This is a genomic window from Aquimarina sp. AD10, from assembly GCF_003443715.1.
GTDB classification, from domain to species: domain Bacteria; phylum Bacteroidota; class Bacteroidia; order Flavobacteriales; family Flavobacteriaceae; genus Aquimarina; species Aquimarina aggregata.
The window spans coordinates 5,394,422-5,414,825 of record NZ_CP031965.1 but is presented as its reverse complement, the minus strand read 5'-3'; the positions used below and the strand labels follow the sequence as shown (position 1 = coordinate 5,414,825).

At 32.2% G+C, this 20,404-nt stretch carries 20 protein-coding genes; 6 read left to right on the top strand and 14 right to left on the bottom strand.

Translation table 11 applies throughout. The features are described from left to right. Positions 1 to 85 precede the first annotated feature (85 nt). The 4 genes from D1816_RS22500 to D1816_RS22485 are packed head-to-tail and all read right to left on the bottom strand — an operon-like array spanning position 86 to position 5,192. Positions 86 to 1,489, bottom strand: a complete 1,404-nt coding sequence (locus D1816_RS22500; protein ID WP_233565325.1) for a TolC family protein — start codon at positions 1,487 to 1,489, stop codon at positions 86 to 88. Between the two features lies 1 nt (position 1,490). Continuing rightward, positions 1,491 to 2,840 carry an HlyD family secretion protein gene (locus D1816_RS22495; protein ID WP_118505791.1) on the bottom strand — a complete coding sequence of 450 codons (1,350 nt, stop codon included), beginning with the start codon at positions 2,838 to 2,840 and terminating at the stop codon, positions 1,491 to 1,493. A gap of 6 nt (positions 2,841 to 2,846) precedes the next feature. Further along, positions 2,847 to 4,514 (bottom strand): peptidase domain-containing ABC transporter, encoded by a 1,668-nt coding sequence (locus D1816_RS22490; protein WP_118505790.1) that lies wholly within the window; start codon positions 4,512 to 4,514, stop codon positions 2,847 to 2,849. A gap of 3 nt (positions 4,515 to 4,517) precedes the next feature. Next, a complete protein-coding gene (locus tag D1816_RS22485; protein WP_118505789.1) occupies positions 4,518 to 5,192 on the bottom strand; it encodes a TetR/AcrR family transcriptional regulator in 675 nt (224 codons plus the stop codon). A gap of 244 nt (positions 5,193 to 5,436) precedes the next feature. Between D1816_RS22485 and D1816_RS22480 the strand changes: the two genes are divergently transcribed. Then, positions 5,437 to 5,802 carry a hypothetical protein gene (locus D1816_RS22480; RefSeq protein WP_066314387.1) on the top strand — a complete coding sequence of 122 codons (366 nt, stop codon included), beginning with the start codon at positions 5,437 to 5,439 and terminating at the stop codon, positions 5,800 to 5,802. A 65-nt stretch (positions 5,803 to 5,867) separates the two neighbouring features. Here D1816_RS22480 and D1816_RS22475 read toward each other — a convergent pair whose 3' ends face one another. The 7 genes from D1816_RS22475 to D1816_RS22445 form a co-directional block, all read right to left on the bottom strand. After that, the gene (locus D1816_RS22475; RefSeq protein ID WP_066314388.1) at positions 5,868 to 6,707 is read right to left on the bottom strand and encodes a M57 family metalloprotease; all 840 of its coding nucleotides are present in this window, start codon (positions 6,705 to 6,707) and stop codon (positions 5,868 to 5,870) included. Positions 6,708 to 7,234: 527 nt separating this feature from the next. Then, positions 7,235 to 7,510 carry an ATP-dependent Clp protease adaptor ClpS gene (locus tag D1816_RS22470; protein ID WP_066314389.1) on the bottom strand — a complete coding sequence of 92 codons (276 nt, stop codon included), beginning with the start codon at positions 7,508 to 7,510 and terminating at the stop codon, positions 7,235 to 7,237. Between the two features lie 58 nt (positions 7,511 to 7,568). Further along, positions 7,569 to 8,408: a 50S ribosomal protein L11 methyltransferase gene (gene prmA / locus D1816_RS22465; RefSeq protein WP_118505788.1), complete on the bottom strand. Its 840-nt coding sequence runs from the start codon at positions 8,406 to 8,408 to the stop codon at positions 7,569 to 7,571. A 106-nt stretch (positions 8,409 to 8,514) separates the two neighbouring features. Continuing rightward, complete coding sequence (gene tpiA, locus D1816_RS22460; RefSeq protein ID WP_118505787.1) at positions 8,515 to 9,267, bottom strand: triose-phosphate isomerase; 753 nt, start codon at positions 9,265 to 9,267, stop codon at positions 8,515 to 8,517. Positions 9,268 to 9,329: 62 nt separating this feature from the next. Continuing rightward, positions 9,330 to 10,403: an ABC transporter permease gene (locus D1816_RS22455; RefSeq protein ID WP_118505786.1), complete on the bottom strand. Its 1,074-nt coding sequence runs from the start codon at positions 10,401 to 10,403 to the stop codon at positions 9,330 to 9,332. Between the two features lie 10 nt (positions 10,404 to 10,413). Further along, the gene (locus D1816_RS22450; RefSeq protein WP_118505785.1) at positions 10,414 to 11,508 is read right to left on the bottom strand and encodes a BT_3928 family protein; all 1,095 of its coding nucleotides are present in this window, start codon (positions 11,506 to 11,508) and stop codon (positions 10,414 to 10,416) included. A 95-nt stretch (positions 11,509 to 11,603) separates the two neighbouring features. Beyond that, positions 11,604 to 12,140, bottom strand: coding sequence for a DUF1599 domain-containing protein (locus tag D1816_RS22445; RefSeq protein WP_118505784.1), 537 nt, complete (start codon positions 12,138 to 12,140; stop codon positions 11,604 to 11,606). Positions 12,141 to 12,231: 91 nt separating this feature from the next. Here D1816_RS22445 and folP point away from each other — a divergent pair, with 91 nt between their 5' ends. From folP to D1816_RS22430, 3 genes are all read left to right on the top strand, one after another. After that, on the top strand, positions 12,232 to 13,071 hold the full coding sequence (gene folP / locus D1816_RS22440) for a dihydropteroate synthase (RefSeq protein WP_118505783.1): 840 nt from the start codon (positions 12,232 to 12,234) through the stop codon (positions 13,069 to 13,071). 99 nt (positions 13,072 to 13,170) lie between these two features. Then, complete coding sequence (gene cdaA, locus D1816_RS22435) at positions 13,171 to 13,947, top strand: diadenylate cyclase CdaA (protein WP_066314400.1); 777 nt, start codon at positions 13,171 to 13,173, stop codon at positions 13,945 to 13,947. Continuing rightward, complete coding sequence (locus D1816_RS22430; protein ID WP_066314402.1) at positions 13,947 to 14,732, top strand: DUF3667 domain-containing protein; 786 nt, start codon at positions 13,947 to 13,949, stop codon at positions 14,730 to 14,732. Before cdaA ends, D1816_RS22430 begins: the two co-directional genes overlap by 1 nt. Before the next feature lie 29 nt (positions 14,733 to 14,761). On the opposite strand, the gene D1816_RS22425 is transcribed toward D1816_RS22430, so the two are convergent. Next, a complete protein-coding gene (locus tag D1816_RS22425; protein ID WP_066314403.1) occupies positions 14,762 to 16,531 on the bottom strand; it encodes an ABC transporter ATP-binding protein in 1,770 nt (589 codons plus the stop codon). Continuing rightward, positions 16,532 to 17,278, bottom strand: coding sequence for a tRNA pseudouridine(38-40) synthase TruA (gene truA, locus D1816_RS22420; protein WP_066314405.1), 747 nt, complete (start codon positions 17,276 to 17,278; stop codon positions 16,532 to 16,534). Between the two features lie 119 nt (positions 17,279 to 17,397). On the opposite strand from truA, the gene D1816_RS22415 reads away from it, so the two are divergent. Further along, positions 17,398 to 17,892 carry a metallophosphoesterase gene (locus D1816_RS22415; protein ID WP_066314406.1) on the top strand — a complete coding sequence of 165 codons (495 nt, stop codon included), beginning with the start codon at positions 17,398 to 17,400 and terminating at the stop codon, positions 17,890 to 17,892. Positions 17,893 to 17,949: 57 nt separating this feature from the next. Here D1816_RS22415 and D1816_RS22410 read toward each other — a convergent pair whose 3' ends face one another. After that, positions 17,950 to 18,360, bottom strand: coding sequence for a DUF4293 domain-containing protein (locus tag D1816_RS22410; protein ID WP_066314408.1), 411 nt, complete (start codon positions 18,358 to 18,360; stop codon positions 17,950 to 17,952). A gap of 197 nt (positions 18,361 to 18,557) precedes the next feature. Here D1816_RS22410 and rho point away from each other — a divergent pair, with 197 nt between their 5' ends. Next, positions 18,558 to 20,252, top strand: a complete 1,695-nt coding sequence (gene rho / locus D1816_RS22405) for a transcription termination factor Rho (protein WP_118505782.1) — start codon at positions 18,558 to 18,560, stop codon at positions 20,250 to 20,252. Positions 20,253 to 20,404 lie beyond the last annotated feature (152 nt).

The window sequence follows — 20,404 nt, the reverse complement described above, 5'->3', positions numbered from 1 at the left end:
GAAAAACAAAACATCTATCCTAAAAATTATCGAAAACATAAGCAATAAGTTTTCGTAATTAGTTTTCAAAATTAAATAGGTTGTGCTATAGACTTTGCGGATTAACGGCTAAACTATTAAACAACTTCGCTTTAGCTTTAAAAAACTTATTTTGTACCTCTACTGATTTTAATTTAGCATTAATAAGACTACGCTCTCGAGAATTGATTAAAAACAAAGAACTTTCTCCAAAACTAAATTTACGTTCTTCTGCAGCAAGTAATGTATTATAATCTGTAACAATCGTTGCTATAAGTTGATTTTGTGTTGTAAAAGACTCTAACTCTGCATAAATACCTATTACTTTATTTTTGATTTGTAGTTGAGTAGTCTCTAATTCAAATTCGGCATCTTGCACTTTGTATTTGGCCAATTTTAAATCTCCCCGTTCTTTTCGTAGAAAAAGAGGAAACCTAAATGAAACACCACCCTTGTACTCTGCAGTAGTAAAAGATCTAGACACTTCTGGAGTCTCGGTTAAAAAATTATATTCTAGGTCTATTTTAGGCAATAATTTATTGGCTTTTAATTTTCTATCGATTTCTAATCCTTCGATTTTATAATTTAATGATTTCAATTTAGGGTGATTTTCTAATGTAAAATCACTTAACGGACTTCCTTCTATTTCTAAAGTCACATCAATATCTGTTTCTACGTTGGGATCAGGAATGACATTTGGTTGTAACTCTACCGGAATGTTATTATCAAACCATAAAAAGTTTGATAAGATTAAAGATTGTTTTGTTAGCTTCACTTTTGCTTGTTCAAGACTAAGCGCTCTATTCTGAAATGTAATTTTGGCTTCTACGGTATCAATTGCCGCTTTATCCCCTAAAAGCACACTTTTTTTAATACCTTCAAAACGTATTTTAGCATTTTTTAAAAAACTATCATATATTTCTTTTTCATTATATGCTTTTAACCAATCAAAATAGGCCAATGATGCATCGTAAAGGATAGTATTAATTAAAATATCTCTATCTGCTTTTGTTTGTTCTCTAAAAAATTTAGCCTTACGAAGTGTAGCCATTCTATCGTTGATCACTAAACCTTGTCCAACAGGAATAGAAATACCTGCATTAAACAGTCCGTCTTGAGGGACAGAGTTCTGTGGGTTTAAAAAATCTCCATCATTTTGCTCAAAACCGCCTTTAAATTCTATACCGTACCACGTAGGCACTTTAAATGTAGCATTTAACAGATCGTAATATTCTAGTCCTTTAAATTTTTTACGATCATAATCTATCTCCAATTTAGGGTCAAAACCTCCGCGGGCCTTCATAAGTTTGGCTTGACCTATCCCTATGTTTAGCTGTGCTTGTTTAGCTACAGGGTGATATTTTTTTACATACCCCAAGTATTCTTTAAACTTGAGAGCGACATTATCGTTTTCTTGAGAACATATAGAAGTCACAATAAAAAACAAGACATAAAACAGGTAGTTCTTCATGTTATTTTTTTTCGGATTTCTCTTTTTTTCCATTAGGCTGATAATAATTAGGAGGGAAACCATTAAGTTTTCGCCAAAGTTCAAACCAAATAGGTACGTCTTCAAGCAAGGCCATTGTATTTGCTCCGGAACCAATCTGGATTTTTGGCCACTCATGATCATCTGGATCTGGAGCTATTAGTATTCTATACTTTCCATTGTCACTTATAAAAGTTTCTATAGCCACTACCTTACCTCCGTATGTTCCATAAGATACATTAGGCCAACCACTAAATATGATTGCCGGCCAACCATCAAATTGAATTCGTATTTTTTCTCCAATATGAACTAATGGTAAATCTAATGGTTTTACGTACGTTTCTACTGCCAGATCGTAAACTGAAGGCATAATACTTACTAATTTATCTCCTTCTTTAAATGTCTCACCAACTCCAGACCTCAATGCTTTATTAATATAACCACTTTGCGGAGCTTTGATATAATACAAATCATTACGCATTTCATAATTCGTATATTGATTCTCTAGTTTGGTTACTTGCGCTTCTGCATCAAATTGATTTGACTGTGCTGTAAAACGATCACTTTGGGATTTAGATATTTTATCTGTATACTCTGCTTGTATACGATTTATCTCTACTTGAGCGTTAATTATTTCGTTTTTACTGGCAAGCAACTTATTTTCTTGAGAGATCAATTTGGCCTGTGTTTCTTGCAACTTTAACCGTTTCTCTTCTACATCTGTAAGTGCTTTTAATCCCTCTTTTTCAAGTTGAACAACACGATTATATTGGCGTTCTGCTATTGTAATATTAGTCTTCGCAGCCTCAAAATTAATACTATCACTCTGTACCTTAAGCTTGGATTGTAAAAGTTTATTTTTGGCTTGTTGTAGTTTTAGACTTCTTTCATTAACAAGGGCTGCTGCCTGATTTTCTAGTGCTTTTACTTTTCCTTCGTATGAAGTTACCGACATAGATTTTGCTTTGATCTGTTGTCCTGTACGTGCCACTAGATTAGGATCAAAATACTCATTCTTAATCTCTGATACAAACAAGATCGTATCTCCTTTTGATACAAAGTCACCTTCTTTTACGTACCATTTTTCTATTTTACCCGGTATTGGTGACTGAATCGTTTGAGGTCTTTGATCAGGTTTTAAAGTGGTCAGGTAACCATTACCAGAAATATTCTGAGTCCAAGGTAAAAACAAAGCAATTACTGCTGATATTGCAAACACCTTTAAAAAGCGATTAAAATACTTGTAATGCTTTTTATGAGAGACTTTTTGTACCGCGTTATACTGCGATAAATCTACTTTTTTATTTAATGTATTATGTGTGATGTTTAGCATAGCAACCTATTTTTCACTAACAATTTTTCCTTTTTCAATATTTATTACTCGTCCACATTTACCTATCCATTTGTTGTTCTGACTTACTACAACAAGTGCCCATGGGTTAGAAGATTCTGTAAGAAAATTCATGATACGAGTTACCTCAACTTCTTCAAACTGATCCAAAGGATCTTTTAATATCAAAAGTTTAGGTTTTCTAACAATACTTCTTGCCAAAACTATTTTTTTAGAAACTGTATAAGACATTTGTTTTCCCTCAGGATGAAGAATTGTATTTAATCCTTTTGTCTGTTCTTTTACAAACTGAGTTAATCCAACTTTTTCTATAGCCCAGTATACATCTTCAATAGGAATATGACTATCACCAAAAGTGATGTTTTCTAAAATTGTCCCCTCAAAAGGAGACTCTTCTGTTAAGGATTGACCTAAGTGAGAACGGTAATAATTCAGGTTGATACCACTAAGTTCTACGTTATTGATATAAATACTACCGCTATTTGGTTCTATTAGGCCTGCTATAAGACGTAGTAATGTTGATTTTCCGGAACCATTAGATCCTTGAACCAAAATTGTACATTTTTCTGAAATTTTTAATGAAACATCATCTAAAATTTTCTTTCTCCCTTCTGGAGTAGCGTAAGAAACATGATCTAACTCTACAGTAAATCCATGATTTTCTTTAAAAGGTTTTTCTCCTTCTTGTGGTTCAAGATCTTTATCAACAACCTGTCCAAGTTTTTCTAAAGATGTTAGGACATCGTAAAATGATTCTAAACCTGTAATTAGTTTCTCAACCGAGCCTATAACTAATACAATGATGATTTCGGCAGCGACAAACTGCCCTATGTTCATTTCTTGATTAAGTACTAATATTCCTCCAATTAGTAAGAGTCCTGCAGTCACTAAGACCTTAAAACCTATCATTTGGATAAACTGTAGTACTAACACCTTGAAATGACTTTCTCTTGCAGACAAATATTCGGTTACTAAAACATCATTTTTTTGTAAGGCAAGATTTGTTTTACCCGATAATTTAAAACTTACTATGGACCTTGCAATTTCTTGTATCCAATGTGCTACTTTATATTTACTTTTTGATTCTTTCAGACTTGTTTCGAGCCCTCTTTTTGCCGTGTATTTAAATACGATGTAAACAAGAAGCAATAACAATATACCGTAGATGATAAAAAACGGATGGTAAAAAGACAGTAGCATTAACCCAAATAAAATTTGTAATAATGCAGCAGGAAAATCTACTAATATTTTAGCTAAACCTTTTTGAGTTGTTAATGTATCGAAAAAACGATTTGCGAGTTCTGGCGGATAATAATCACGCAACTCACTCATCTTAATTTTAGGAAATCGATAAGAAAACTCAAAAGAAGCTCTTGTAAAAATCTTTTGCTGTACATTTTCGATGATTCTAATTTGCATAAGCTGTAAAACACCTGCAAACACAACCCCCAGGGTTACCAGGATTACCAAAACCACCCAAGAAGTACTAATTTGGGCTCCTTGTACTAAATTTATTATTGCTTGAATCCCTAATGGAAGTGAAAGGTTAACTAAACCTGCAAAAATTGCATAATAGAATGTTTGCAAAATATCCTTTCTATCCAGCTGCAGAAGACCAATTAGCCTCTGCCAAGCGGTCAAATTCTTTTTGGGCATTTTTTATTTTTTTAATGAATTAAACACTAAATCGATGAAGTAAGCTGAAGGTGTAATCTGTTGATCACAATCGGTTAACGAAGGGAAGTGCTCCTTAAGAAAGTGTTGATGCAAGGCTCCTTCAATTATAGTACTTGACAGACTAGCTGGATAACGGTATTCACTATCATATTCTATGATTATATCCTTAATTCGGTTAGCTAAGCGCTTGTATATAGAAAAATACCCCTCTTTATTTTCCTCATCAACTTCTTTTGTTAGGTACGACTTTGAGTATTCATTAATAACAATTTTATTTAGTAAAACTTCATTAATATGCGAGAAGGAGGAATCTTCTTTAACGGATCTGGTAACAATATCTATAGCTTTTTTCAATTTTTCTTCAGAATTAGAAATACTATTGGTTGAAAAAACCAATTGATATTCTAACCATCCCCAATACCAACATGTTAAATATAAAAGTAGCTTGTGTTTGTTTTCGAAATATCTGTAAATAGAACTTTCGTTAGACCCTATTTTTTCTCCTAGCTTTTTAAAAGTAAAACCTTCAAAACCTATTTCCTGAATCATTAGGATACTATGCTCTATTATTCTCTTACCTAACAATGATGATTCTGGATCCTTGATATAAATCTTATCATTAATTCTAACCTTTAAATCTTGAAGTAAATATTTCATCGTTTGTCTTTATTACTATTTATCATTATCTTATATACATCCCTTAATTACTTGTATGCATATATTAATTACAATTTTAAAAGCGCTAATTACTAAACTAACTTAAAATTATCTCACGCAAAATTAAAAGTATTACTATTATGTTTCAATAGATTAACTTTTATTTAACCAATTTCTTTTACAAATTCGTTGTACTATCTATAATTTTGTATTTATAAATTAATCCATAACACCCTGTAAAACAATGAAAAACATTATAATAATTGCTTTATTCATAACATGTACTGTTTATGGGCAACAAGACAATACGACCTCACAAAACTCTGTTAAAGTAGGAGATATATTCATTATTGGCGCTCCATCTAGTTCTAATTATCAATCTGTTTTTTTTCCTAAAAACAACTTTATCATCAAAAAAGGAGGAATTCCAAATTATAAAAGGATTAGAGGAACTTATGTAGTTACAACATCAGTTACTAAAGACCAGGAGGGTAGTACTAAAATCTCTTTAAAACGGAAAGATGGTAAGAAATTTTTTAATAGTATAACTCAAATACAGGCACATCTAGAAAATGCCTTAGTCCAAAACGAACTTAAATTAGCTCGATAAAAAAAACCATCCCAAGTATACTTGGGATGGTCTATAAAAGTTCAAAGTTTTTATAATTTTATATATTACTGATATAGTGCTCTCAATGCTGTTATATCAGTATTTGTAAATTCTCCATCTTCGTTACTTCCAAAACAAGCTAACATAATAGAATCAGCTCTATCAGAACTTGGAGTACCATTAATTAAAATTGCTCCAACTCCAGCAGTACCTTCGTTAGAGTTTTGACCACAACTTTGACGAGATCTCCAGTCTTGGTGACGGAACCCTATAGAGTGTCCTATCTCATGACCTATAACGTGCTCATTTACGTTGTTACCAAAAGAACTAGTACCAGCATTGATCTGGATAAATTTGTTTGCTCTACCACCGCTAGGGAATCCAGCAGATCCACCACCACCTCCTCGGTTATTATTATAAACAACCATATCAGCAGCTTGGAAATTAGTTCCAAAAGTTAGTCTGAAATTAAGTCTTAGACCTAATCTATTATAATTATCAACAGCCCAACGCAATCCTGTCTGCATTGTACCTGTTAACGCATTACCTGAACCAGTATATCCTAAGATATCGATAGTTCTGTTTGCACCTGTAACAAGATTGTTTGTTCTAAATTGCTTAGTACCGTCTTTATTTGTTGACAAAGCAATCTCATTTAATTGACTCATAGCCACAAATACATCATCAGCCATGATACCTTCTTTAGTAACGCCATCTAATGTAGTTTGGCTTGTAATGAAAGCATTGTTAGGGTTAATTCCCCCAGCTAATAATGCGTTGATTTGTGCTTTAGATAATTGTTGATTTACAACCGGTGCAGTTTCGTTTGAAACTTCGTCTTTTTGGCAAGAAGTTACGACTCCAGCCACGATAGCGCATAGCGCTAATACTTTGATTTTCTTCATTTCTAATAAGTTGAGTTTGTGTAGTTATATAAAAAAGAGTAGTTAGCTCCCTTCTATTATGCAATTTTTTAAAAAACTTTGAACTTTTTTATATTTTGCGAGCTGAATATATGATATTTTTTTTTAATTCTGAGTTAATTTTTTGAACTATTCTCTGGAAATATGGTAAAACCGTAAGATTACTTTAAAAAAAACTAGGAAACATTAATTCCCGAAAAACCAAAAAATCGATTAAATGCAAGTTAAGCACTGGCCATTAATCTATTAAAAAACTGTTAAAACAGTAGAAAAATGATAATAATCATAGTCCATGAAAAAAGCTAAAAAAAATATAAAAAGAAATCTTTTTCCTACAAATTATAAATTTTAAATTGCAAATGTTAAAAAAAACTTAATTTAATCGAATTGTTAAAAACTGAATGATTTTTATAATATACGAATCTTCTAAAAAAACCCATAACCTACTAATAATCAAATAAAAAAAGCCTATTAAAATGGGCTTTTTTTATTTGATTATTTTAATGTTGTTATACTATTTCTGCACTAAGACCTGCTTGTAGTAATTTAGAACATCTAGGAACTAATTCGTTATACGCTCCTGTTTTTACTGTACATTTTCCTTTATAGTGAACTAATAAAGCGCACTGTTCAGCCTGTACTGGACTATGTTCACAGGTACAAATTAGAGTTTCTATTACATGATCAAAAGTATTAACATCATCATTGTATAACACAATTTCGCTATTATCGTGATCAACCGTCTTTTCTAAAACTTGTTCTTCTACTTTTTCCTGAGTACTCATGAGAGAATTATTTTGTACAAATATAATAACTTAGTCAACTACTTTATCAATTCGCATATTATTTTAACGTATAAGACGCTGCTATCCAATTATTTCTACTGATATGCTTAGTAAAATTTAACTTATATTTTACACATTCTTCAGAAATCATATCTAGATCTTCCTTATAAAACCCGCTTAGAAACAATTTCCCGTCTGATCTTAAAGCACTTGCATAATGCTTAATATCGTTCAATAATATATTACGATTAATATTCGCTATGATTATATCATAACTTTTGCCTGATAATAAGGATACATCTCCTTCATAGGCCGTTATATGATCACAGTGGTTACGTTCTACATTTTCTATAGTATTTAGATAACACCAATTATCAATATCTATTGCATCAATTTCGTTTGCCCCTCTCATTTCTGCTAAAATCGCCAATACTCCGGTTCCGCAGCCCATATCTAAAACTTTTTTATTTTTCAAATCAGTTTTCAAAAGGTGTTGAATCATCATATGTGTGGTTTCATGATGTCCAGTACCAAATGACATTTTAGGTTCTATAATAATATCATAATCCGTATTAGGTTTTTCATGAAATGGAGCTCTTACACTACAAACATCTTCAACTATAATAGGGTTAAAATTCTTTTCCCACTCTTTATTCCAATTAACCTGTTCTATAACTTCTGAGGTATACTCGATTTCAAATTCACCAGAACTAAGAATATGAATATCATTAAGTATATTATCGTTCCATTCGCCTTTCTGAATAAATGCATTTACACCATCTTCTGTTTCAACAAAACTTTCAAACCCAGCATTTCCTAATTCTGCTATTAGAATCTCAGAAGCGGGCTGCAGAGGCTTGATTTTAAAATAATATCCAAGATATATTGGGACTGACATAGTTAATTTGTTTTAATTCAAAAATACTCTTTATAGCTATAAAGAGCATCTCAATTGTTACCTGAGATGCTCTTTTACTACCTAATTGATTTATTCTTATATGTGCTTATAGTGCATTTGCTATTGCCGCGAAACTATCTGCATCTAAAGCTGCACCACCGATTAATCCTCCATCAACATCGGGCTTTGCAAATATCTCTTCGGCATTATTTGGTTTAACACTACCCCCGTATAAAATAGAAACTTCATCGGCAATTTCTTGAGAATATGCTTTACTAATAGTAGTTCTAATAAATGCATGCATTTCCTGTGCTTGTTCTGGTGAAGCCGTCTCTCCTGTACCTATTGCCCAAACTGGTTCATAAGCTAGAATGACGTTTTTCCAATTGTCTTCAGCTATGTGAAACAATCCGTTTTTTAATTGACTTTCTACAAGTGAAAAGTGTGTTTCATTTTTACGATCTTTCAATTCTTCTCCGAAACAAAAGATAATTGTCATATTGTTTTTTAAAGCAGCATCGACTTTCTTCGCCAATAAATCATCTGTTTCTCCAAAATATGCTCGACGCTCACTATGCCCCAAAATAACAGTTTGCACCCCTACGCTTTTTAACATATCGGCAGAAATCTCACCTGTAAATGCTCCATTTTCAGACTGATGCATGTTTTGTGCGGCAACTGTGATATCTACTGACTTTAACTCTTCTACTGCTTTATATAGATTTGTAAACGTAGGAGTTACAATAACTTCTACTCCTGACACATTACCCACTTTGGTTTTTAAGTTTGAAAGCAATGTTTCGGTTTCTGCCAGATTTTTGTTCATTTTCCAATTTCCGGCTACAATTTTTTTTCTCATTAATTTAAAATTTATGTTGTGGTTAACAGTATGGTTATATAGTATATATGAATGTCTAGGCGTTATGTCCTTATTCTGGGATCAAGCCATCCATATATAATATCGACAAATATATTGATAAGTATAAACATAGTAGCTATAACTAATACAGAACCCATAATCACAGGAAGATCTAAAGTATTTAATGCATCAACAATTTCTTTTCCTAAACCGTTCCATCCAAAAATATATTCCACAAATACGGCACCTGCCAGCATTGATGCAAACCATCCTGATATGGCAGTTACTACAGGGTTTAAAGAGTTTTTTAATGCATGTTTTCTTATAATTTGAAACATTGAAAGTCCTTTTGCTTTTGCAGTACGTATATAATCTTGACTTAGAACTTCTAATAACGAATTACGCATTAGTTGTGTTACCACTGCTAGTGGTCGAATACCAAGAACAATTGCCGGAAGAATTAAGTTTTTTAATTGAATGTAACTTCCTTCGCCAAAATCATCTACCTCATAAAGACTACCATTCATATTAAGATTAGTAAACTTATGCAAGACATATCCAAACAACCAAGCAAAAATAATGGAACTAAAAAACGAAGGAACACTCATTCCTAAAGTGCTTAATAACTGAATAAGTCTATCCATCCAGCTATCCTTATTTAAAGCACTAATAATTCCCAATAACACTCCAATAAAAATAGCAATAAGAATAGCTGAAACAGCTAAGACTGCCGTGTTTGGCAATGTCTCTTTAATCACATCACTCACTTTTTTTCCGCTTTTTTGAAAAGAATCTCTTAAATACGGGAATTTAAGAACCACAGCAGTATTACCGTTAGTAAACAATGTACTTGCCGTATATTTTTTAGTATCCAGGTAAGAAAAATCATCTTTATCTAAACTATGAAAAGAAACTGGAGAAAGATCATTAACATAATAAGAATATTGTGATATTAAAGATTTATCAAAACCATACTTTTTTCTCACATTATTTAATTGTTCTTTGCTTTCGTTTTGCCCTAACATCATTTGTGCAGGATCCCCAGGCAAAATTGTAAAAAGAAAAAAGATCACTGTCACCACTCCTAACAGAGTAAGTAATGCATATCCTATTTTATGAATTAGATAATTGAGCATTCTTTAATTTTTATAAAGAAAGATCGTCTGCATCATTCCAATGCAGCTTTTCTACAATTACACCTTTTTTAAGTTGCACTATCCCAGGGTTAGACCTAAGAATTGTCTTAAGAGCGGTCTCATCTGTAGTATAAAAATCGAAATTAAGATTGTATTTTGTTTTTACTTCTGACATTGCTTTAGGTGTTGAAGCTGTTAGTGCTATTACTTCATACCCTTTTGCTATAGCTTTATCTGTTGCTTCTTTGATTTCATGTAATCCTTCTGCTTCGCTTTTGGATAAATTATAGGTTACTATGACAATTAAGTTTTCTTTTCTCAAAAACTCGGTTGTATAATCCACACCTCCTTTTTCTATAGCAAAATCATGAATTGGTGGCTCATATCCCTCTTTAATTGTTTCGGTATCGACACTAATAAAAGTTCCATCTACTTTTGGATAGTCTCCTTTTGTTGTCACTATTTTCTCAGCACCATTTACTTTAAATTTCCAATGATAATCAAATTCAGCCTTAGGAGCATCTGCAGGCACTTTCATCCCTTCTTCTATATTTGTGCCTATTTTATAGGCTCTAAAATCTAATGCAGGCATATGCATCAATACGTGATAAGCAAAAGCCAAACAAGCTGTAAAAACTCCAAACACTATCCATTTATGAGCTGAAAGTGGATTAATAGGAGTTATATATTTTCTTCCGATAAATAAAACAATAATTAATACCAAAAGAATAATATCTTTAGAGAAAGACTCCCAAGGTGTTAACGGTAACGCATCTCCAAAACAACCGCAGTCTGTAACTTTATTGAAATAAGCTGAATAAAAGGTCAAAAAAGTAAAAAATACAATCATTAACAATAATGACCATACTGTAAATTTGGGCAAATACCCTAAAATCAATGTTATACCTAATATTATTTCAAAAATCACTAAAAAGATCGCTATAAGTAACGCAAATGGTATAAGAAATTCTAAGTTAAGAACTCCTTCCCCAAAATATTCTTGAAGTTTATAAGAAAACCCTACAGGGTCATTTAGTTTTATAAATCCAGAAAACAGAAACAAAGCCGCTACAAATATTCTGGAAAACGTGACTAGTATTTTCATAGTATTAAATGATGATGTTTACTTTAAGTGCCTACAAGATAGTGACAGTTTAAATCTTATTACCTTTGGTTTAACAGTATTTTAAAATTCTAAGTTTATGCCTCTAAATGAATCATAGCAAATACTGCATAGTTAATCATATCTTGATAATTTGCATCGATTCCTTCGCTAACAAGCGTTTTTCCTTTGTTATCCTCTATTTGTTTTACCCTAAGTAGTTTTTGAAGAATTAAATCTGTTAAAGAACTTACTCTTAAGTCTCTCCATGCCTCACCATAATCATGATTTTTATTCATCATTAACTCTTTAGTGATCGCAATATGTTTATCGTATAATCGTGAGGCTTCTTCTGATGATAGATCTGGTTGGTCCGCAATTCCTTTTTCTATTTGTATCAAAGCCATAATACTATAGTTTATAATACCTATAAATTCGGAAGTTTCATCTTCGTCTACTTTACGAACATCATTTTCTTGTAAGCTTCTTATTCTTTGTGCTTTAATAAATATCTGATCTGTCAATGAAGGTAGTCTTAGTATTCTCCAAGCACTTCCGTAGTCCTTCATCTTTTTTATAAATAGATCACGACACACTGTAATTATCGTGTCATATTGTGTAGACGTATCTTGCATATAACTGTTCAATTTTGCGTAAATTTCGCTTTAATATGGGAATAAAACCAATTAAACGTTCAAATTTCCTGAAAAATACAAAATCTCTAAGATGACAATTAACTGCAATGGTTCTTTAATAGATTTATCAACCCCCAAAGTAATGGGGATTCTTAATATTACTCCTGATTCATTTTATGATGGTGGTCTTTATAAAAATGAAACTCAAATTTTAAACCAAACAGAAAAAATGCTTACTGCAGGGGCTACCTTTATAGATATTGGAGCCTATTCATCTAGACCAGGTGCTGATCACGTTTCTATCGAAGAAGAAAAAAACAGGATTTTGCCGATTGTTGAATTATTAGTTAACCGTTTTCCTGAAATCCTCCTTTCTATTGACACCTTCAGAAGTGAAATTGCCAAAAGTTGCATTAGTTTGGGAGCCGCAATTATAAATGATATTTCTGGCGGAAGTCTAGATCCTGATATGATTTCTGTGGTGGGTGAATTGAAGGTTCCATATATCATGATGCATATGAAAGGGTCACCACAGACTATGAAAGATTTAGACCAATACGATGATTTGATTGGTGAAATGAATTTATATTTTGCCAAAAAAGTATTCGAAGCTAGAAAAAATGGAATTAATGATATCATTATTGATCCTGGATTTGGTTTCGCAAAAAACAGTACTCAGAACTTTAACCTTTTACAAAATCTTAAACTTCTAAAAGTTCAAGAATTACCAATTTTAGTAGGAGTTTCTCGAAAATCAATGATTTACAAAACTTTAAATATTAAAGCACATATGGCTTTAAATGGCACCTCAGTTTTAAACACTGTAGCTATACTAAATGGAGCTTCTATCATAAGAGTTCATGATGTTAAAGAAGCAGTAGAATGCATCTCGTTATTAAACACATTAAAAGAAAGCAACTCATATAATTAACAAGCATAACAAGAATTCTTTATTAGACAATACAGCTTTTTAAAGTTTTCAAATCTAGGTTTTCACTAATTTTTCTATTTTTACAAAAACACCTGACATTTGGATTTAATCAATCTTAGAATACTTGATGTACTAGATATTGTATTAGTAGCTTTTCTACTATACTACATATACAAGTTGGTAAAAGGTACAGCAGCAATTAACATATTCATTGGTATAGTAATTATCTATTTGGTTTGGAAACTGACTCAGTTTCTTGCTATGGAAATGTTAAGCAGTGTACTTGGTGAGTTTATTGGCGTTGGTATGTTTGCTCTTATTGTTGTTTTTCAACAAGAAATCAGAAAGTTTCTTTTAATGATCGGGTCTACTAATTTTGGAAGAAGACGTAAATTTTTACGCCAATTAAAATTTATTAGAGACACCCCAGAAGATAGCCTTACAAATATCAAAGCAATTATAGAAGCATGTAATAGCATGGGGAAAACTAATACAGGAGCTCTTATCGTTATCAAGAGAAATACTTCTTTAGATTTTGTAAAAACATCTGGTGATGAAATGAACATACAAGTAAACACACCTATTCTTGAAAGTGTTTTTTACAAAAATAGCCCACTGCATGATGGAGCAATGATTATTGAAGATAATCATATTGTTGCAACCCGGGTTATTTTACCTGTATCTAATAGTGATAGCATGCCTCTGCGATTTGGTCTACGACATAGAGCAGCCGTTGGCATTACAGAAAAGACAGATGCTTTAGCTCTTGTTGTAAGTGAAGAAACAGGTAAACTCTCTTATATAAAAAACGGAGAATTTGTTATCTATAAAACGCAAGAAGAAATAATAGAAAAAATAAAAAGGGATTTAACTTAATGAGTGACTTAATAACCGTTACCGATTGCAAAAATTGCGGACAACAAATAACAACCTATAATTTTTGCCCAGATTGTGGTGCAAAAAAAATTACTAAACGAATTACTTTTAAAAATCTAGTTTCTGATTTTGTAAATCGTTTTCTAAATGTAGATAACTCTTTTTTTAAAACATTTATTCACTTATTTTCAAAACCTGATGAAGTAATTGATGGATATATACACGGACTTAGAAAAAGATATATAAATCCTTTTAGTTATTTTGCACTTTCTATAACCATAACAGGGATATATTCTTTTCTTACAGAAAAGCGCTTGGAAGAATTAATGAATACTATTGATACACTTTCTAAAGAGCAGTTAGAAATACAACAAGCAGCTATGGATACTAGTTTTCAGTATCAATCAATAATAAGTCTACTACTAATACCTATACTTGCTTTAATCTCAAGATTAGTTTTTGTTAATTATAAAAAATATAACCTCACAGAACATTTTGTAATCTATTTATATTCCTATTCTCACATTGTAGGTTTAATGACTATTCTTTTATTACCAATAACTTTTTTATCTGATAGTATTATTACGATTACCATAGTACAATTTGTAGTTTACATAACATATATCGCATACGTTTTAAAACGACTTTATCAGATCAATCTCAAAAAAATTATTATAAAAACAATATTGTTTTTAATTCTAGGCGGGTTTCTATATATACTTATAGGAATAATTAGCTTTTTGGTAATGCTTATCAATGGCACATTCGAAATGCCAACAAAATAATTTCTTCTTTGTAACAAAAGAAAAAAAACTTACTCTGTAGTAGTGGCTGATGCAAATTGCACTTCATATAGGTTTCGATAATATCCATCGGTAATCTCAAGAAGTTCATTATGACTTCCTTGCTCTACGATCGTTCCCTGATCCATAACAATTATTTTATCTGCATTTTTAATAGTAGCCAACCTATGCGCAATTACGATGGAAGTTCTATCTTTTGTTATCTTATCTGTAGCATCTTGGATCAATTGCTCACTATGTGAATCTATTGAAGATGTAGCCTCATCAAGGACCAAAATTTCAGGATTAGAAACATAGGCTCTTAAGAAAGATATTAATTGTCTTTGTCCAGAAGATAACATTACTCCTCTTTCTTTCACATTATAATTATATCCTCCTGGAAGACTTGTTATAAAATCATGTATCCCTATTTCTCGAGCAGCCTGCTCTACTTTATCTTGAGAAATATTAGGATTATTAAGTGTTATATTGTTAAGAATTGTATCCGCAAATAAAAATACATCTTGTAACACTACTGCAATATGATCTCTTAAACTTTTTAGTTTTATTGTTTTAATATCGGTATGATCTATAGCAATAACACCGCTGTCGATTTCATAAAACCTACTTAGTAAATTTATAATTGTAGATTTTCCTGCCCCTGTTGCTCCCACAATAGCGACAGTATCTCCTGACTTGACTTCTAAAGAGATTCCTTTTAAAACCTCCTCTCCTGGGATATAGCTAAATCGAACGTTATCAAAAGAAATATCTCCTTTAACATGTATTAATTCTTCTTCTCCATTATCTTCAATTACCGATTGAGTATCTAGTACAGCAAAGACTCTATTTGCAGCAACCATTCCCATTTGTAATGTATTAAACTTGTCGGCAATTTGGCGTAACGGTCTAAATAAAATTTGAGATAATTGTATGAACTCTATAACAAGACCTAATGTCATCCCGTCTACTTGTGCCGCCTTTAATCCTCCATACCAAACTATAAGCCCTATAACAATAGAGCTAGCCATCTCTGCAATAGGAAAAAATATAGAATTATACCAAACTGTTTTTATCCAACCTTTTTTATGTTTTTCATTAATCTTTTTAAAATTAGCATACTCCGTTTCTTCTCTTGTAAAAAGCTGTACTATTTTCATTCCTGTAATACGCTCCTGCACAAAAGAGTTCAAATTTGAAACCTGAGTTCTTACTTCCTCGAAAGCAGCTTTCATTTTTTTCTGAAATACTCTTGTTGCATACACGATAAGCGGTAAAACAGCAAAAACCAATAAGGTAAGCTCCCAACTTTGATATGCCATATACCCAAGTATCGCAAGCATTTTAAGAAGATCACTTATAATCATAAATAATCCCTGACTAAAAATACTAGCAATAGTTTCGATATCACTTACTGCTCTAGTAACCAAACGCCCAACAGCTGATTTATCATAATACTGTTTTTTAAAGCCAAGCATATGTTTAAAAAGCTTGACCCTAATATCCCGAATAACTTCTTGACCAAGCCAATTCGCAAAATAAATAAACAGAAATTGCGAAATAACATCTACTACTAAAAAGACCAACATTAATGTAATATAATACACTAATAAATCACCGTTTTTAGGTGTTATTGTCTTATCTATAACTTGTTTAAGAAGGTAAGGATTAACGATAGATAATGCCGCAAGTAAAATTGCCGAAAACGCAACAAAGTAAAAAGTCAGACGATAAGGATTTGTATATGTAATCAATCGTCTAAACAAACTAAAATCAAAAGCTTTTCCACTCTTTCCCGCCATCTATTTTGTATATATTGTTTTAGGATAATCTACCTTTGTTAAGTATAAACCGTGTGCGGGCACAGAATAGCCTGCCTGTCCGCGATCTTCACTTTTAATAATCCTTATTAAATCTTCTTTAGTCAATTTATGTTCTCCTATTTCGATAAGGGTTCCGACAATTGCTCTTACCATATTTCTTAAGAAACGATTTGCTGAAATTTTGAAAACAAGTTGATCTTTATCTTTCTCCCAAATCGCATTTGTAATGGTACAATTATACGTTTTTACATCGGTTTTGGACTTACTGAAGCATTTAAAATTCGTATAGTTTAACAGTAATTTAGCAGCTTCATTCATTAGATCCAGATCCAATGGTTTCTTTATATAGTAAGATCTTTTAATTTCAAAAGGATCTTTTTCTAAAGTAACAAAATATTCATAGGATCTACTTAATGCATCAAATCTTGCATGTGCATTTTCTTTCACACTTCGCACACACCGGATAGCTATCTCCGAAGGCAAGACCGAATTAAGTTTATACTTCAAAACATCATATTCCAATTTTCCTGCAAAATCAAAATGAGCCATAATTTGTTTTGCATGCACCCCAGTATCTGTTCTTCCGGCGCCTACAATTACAATTTTGGCTCTTAAAATTAAGGATAAAGCATCTTCTAAAACTTCTTGAACTGAAATCGCATTAGGTTGACGTTGCCAACCATGATATAAAGTTCCGTTATAAGAAAGTTCTAAAAAATATCTCAAATCAATAGCTTATTTTTGCAGTCAAATAGATCGCAAATATACTTTTTATAATACAGATGTGTATAACGTTCTATCCTCAGTTTTCTTATTACAGTATAAATTATTCTTATAAAATATTTGTGAAAAAAATTCTTCTATTAAGCGATACACATAGTTATATTGATGATCGCATATTACACTACTGCAAAGAGGCTGACGAAGTCTGGCATGCAGGCGATATTGGTGACTTAAAAGTAACCGATGCCATTGAAGCTATAAAGCCTCTAAGAGCCGTATTTGGAAATATTGATGACGAAAAGGCCAGAGTTACTTTTCCTTTACATCAACGATTTACATGCGAAGACGTTTCTGTATGGATCACTCATATTGGTGGGTATCCCCCAAAATACAATAGTACTACTCGAGATGAAATTAAGACTAATCCTCCTAAACTGTTTATTTGCGGTCACTCACATATCTTGAAAGTGATTCCCGACAAAAGCAATGGCGTATTACATATGAACCCAGGAGCTGCCGGAAAACATGGATTTCACAAAAAAAGAACCATGTTACGATTCAGTTTAAATGCAGGTAATATTGAAAATCTTGAGGTTATAGAACTAGGGCAAAAATAAAACCCGAAGTTGGCATACTTCGGGTTTTAACGCACTAATACTACTAAGATTTTAGGTTTATCGTAATCGGTCTACAGATTTTACGAGATCCTCATCCTTTTTAATAGCCTTATTGGCTATCACTAATAAAACGATAGAAATAATAGGAATCAACATCCCAATACCTTTCTCAGAAACCATAGTTTCTCCAGATACCGTTAGCGACCAATAAACAAATACTCCTAGTAAAATAAAGTTTAATAAGATATTGATACGCCCCAACACAAATTGAAGCTGTCTTTTTTTAAATAAAAATATAGAAATCAAAGATAAAATAGCAGATCCTATAAACATTCCTATAACCATAGGCTTCTGTATAGCAAACAAAGGATTCCCATCTGAACCTATGGCAAATGGCACATATAAACAAAGAACTCCTGATAATACAGCAGCCAATAACAGATAAATAGTTTGAACTCTTTGGATCATTAATTTTTTCTTAGAGAAAAGCAAAAATAAGAGTTTCTTTTCATAAATATGTGCAAAAAATAAAAATAAAGTCGTATACTTGCAGCACAAAACATGTAACCTCTTCAATTTTAGGTTACTTACCTTCAAAATAAAATTTTCCTAGAATTCTTCTTTTGAAAATTTATATCAAAACGTAAATTATATAACAAATTTAAATGTTAGAGATTTCTGAATTAAAAGCGAAAAAGCTTCCTGAGTTACAGGAGATTGCAAAAGCCCTTAATGTACCTAAATATCGTACATTAAAAAAACTTGACCTTGTATACCAAATACTAGATCACCAGGCCGCAAACCCTGATAAACTAAAAACGACTACAATGGAGAAATCTCCAGAAAAAAAGTCTCCAGAAAAAAAATCCCCAGAAAAAGCCGCTCCGGTAAAAAAGAATCCAGACGCCCGTCAAAGGAGACCAAGAACCAGAAAAAATGATGGCCCTCGTACCGCGAGTACAAACAATCAACCAGAAGTAAAGACGCCACAAGAAAACAAGACAGTAGATACATCTTCGACTAAAACCGAAGACACTACCAAAAATAATAGTCTCGAAAAAACGTCTAAAAAGGAAGATCACAAAGAGACTAACAAACCTCAACACAATAAAGAGGACAAAAGAGACAATAACAGAAGTAGAAATAACGATAAGTCTCAACAAAACAAAAACAGAAATAACAACAACAAAAAGGAAAACGGAAACAGGGATAACAGAAACCGTTATAAAGAACCTGATTTCGAATTTGATGCTATAATACAAAGTGAAGGTGTCCTAGACACTATGCAAGATGGATATGGTTTTTTACGTTCAAGTGACTACAACTATCTTTCTTCTCCTGATGATATATATGTATCGCAGTCTCAAATAAGACTTTTTGGCTTAAAAACCGGAGATACTGTTTTAGGACAAGTAAGACCTCCTAAAGAAGGAGAGAAATACTTTCCTTTAATAAAGGTGAACAAAATTAATGGACTTGATCCGCAAGTCGTTAGAGATAGAGTTTCTTTTGAACATTTAACGCCTTTATTTCCGCAAGAAAAATTTAACCTAGCAGAGAGACAAAGTACAATATCTACAAGAATAATGGATTTGTTTGCCCCAATCGGGAAAGGGCAGCGTGGTATGATTGTATCACAACCCAAAACAGGTAAAACTATGTTACTTAAGGATGTTGCTAATGCTATAGCAGCAAATCATCCAGAAGTATACCAAATGATACTTCTTATAGATGAAAGACCTGAAGAAGTTACAGATATGCAACGAAATGTTAAAGGAGAGGTAATCGCCTCTACTTTTGATAAAGAAGCAAATGAACACGTAAAAGTTGCCAATATTGTGCTTGAAAAAGCCAAAAGACTTGTAGAGTGCGGACATGACGTGGTGATCTTACTTGACTCTATCACAAGACTTGCAAGAGCATACAACACTGTACAACCCGCAAGTGGAAAGATTTTAAGTGGTGGAGTTGACGCAAATGCGCTACACAAACCTAAACGTTTCTTTGGAGCTGCACGTAATATCGAAAATGGAGGTTCTCTTACGATAATTGCAACTGCACTTACCGAAACCGGATCAAAAATGGACGAAGTTATTTTTGAAGAATTTAAAGGTACTGGTAACATGGAACTTCAATTAGATCGTAAAATTTCTAATCGTAGAATCTTCCCTGCCATTGATCTTACGTCATCTAGTACACGTAGGGATGACATATTACTTGATGAAACAACTATCCAAAGAATGTGGGTAATGCGCAAATATCTTGCCGACATGAACCCTGTAGAAGCTATGGAATTCATTAACGAACGCTTCAAGCAAACACGCAATAATGATGAATTTTTGATTTCGATGAACGGATAAAAAAATAAATTTTAATAAATATCAAAATGGCTACCTATGCAGGTAGCCATTTTATTTTGCAGTTCTTTAAGATAATCTATTTTGCATCTTGTTAAATTTACAATTCATAAAAAACTGTGAAAGTTTTTCAGAAAGAAGTTGACCAATCAATA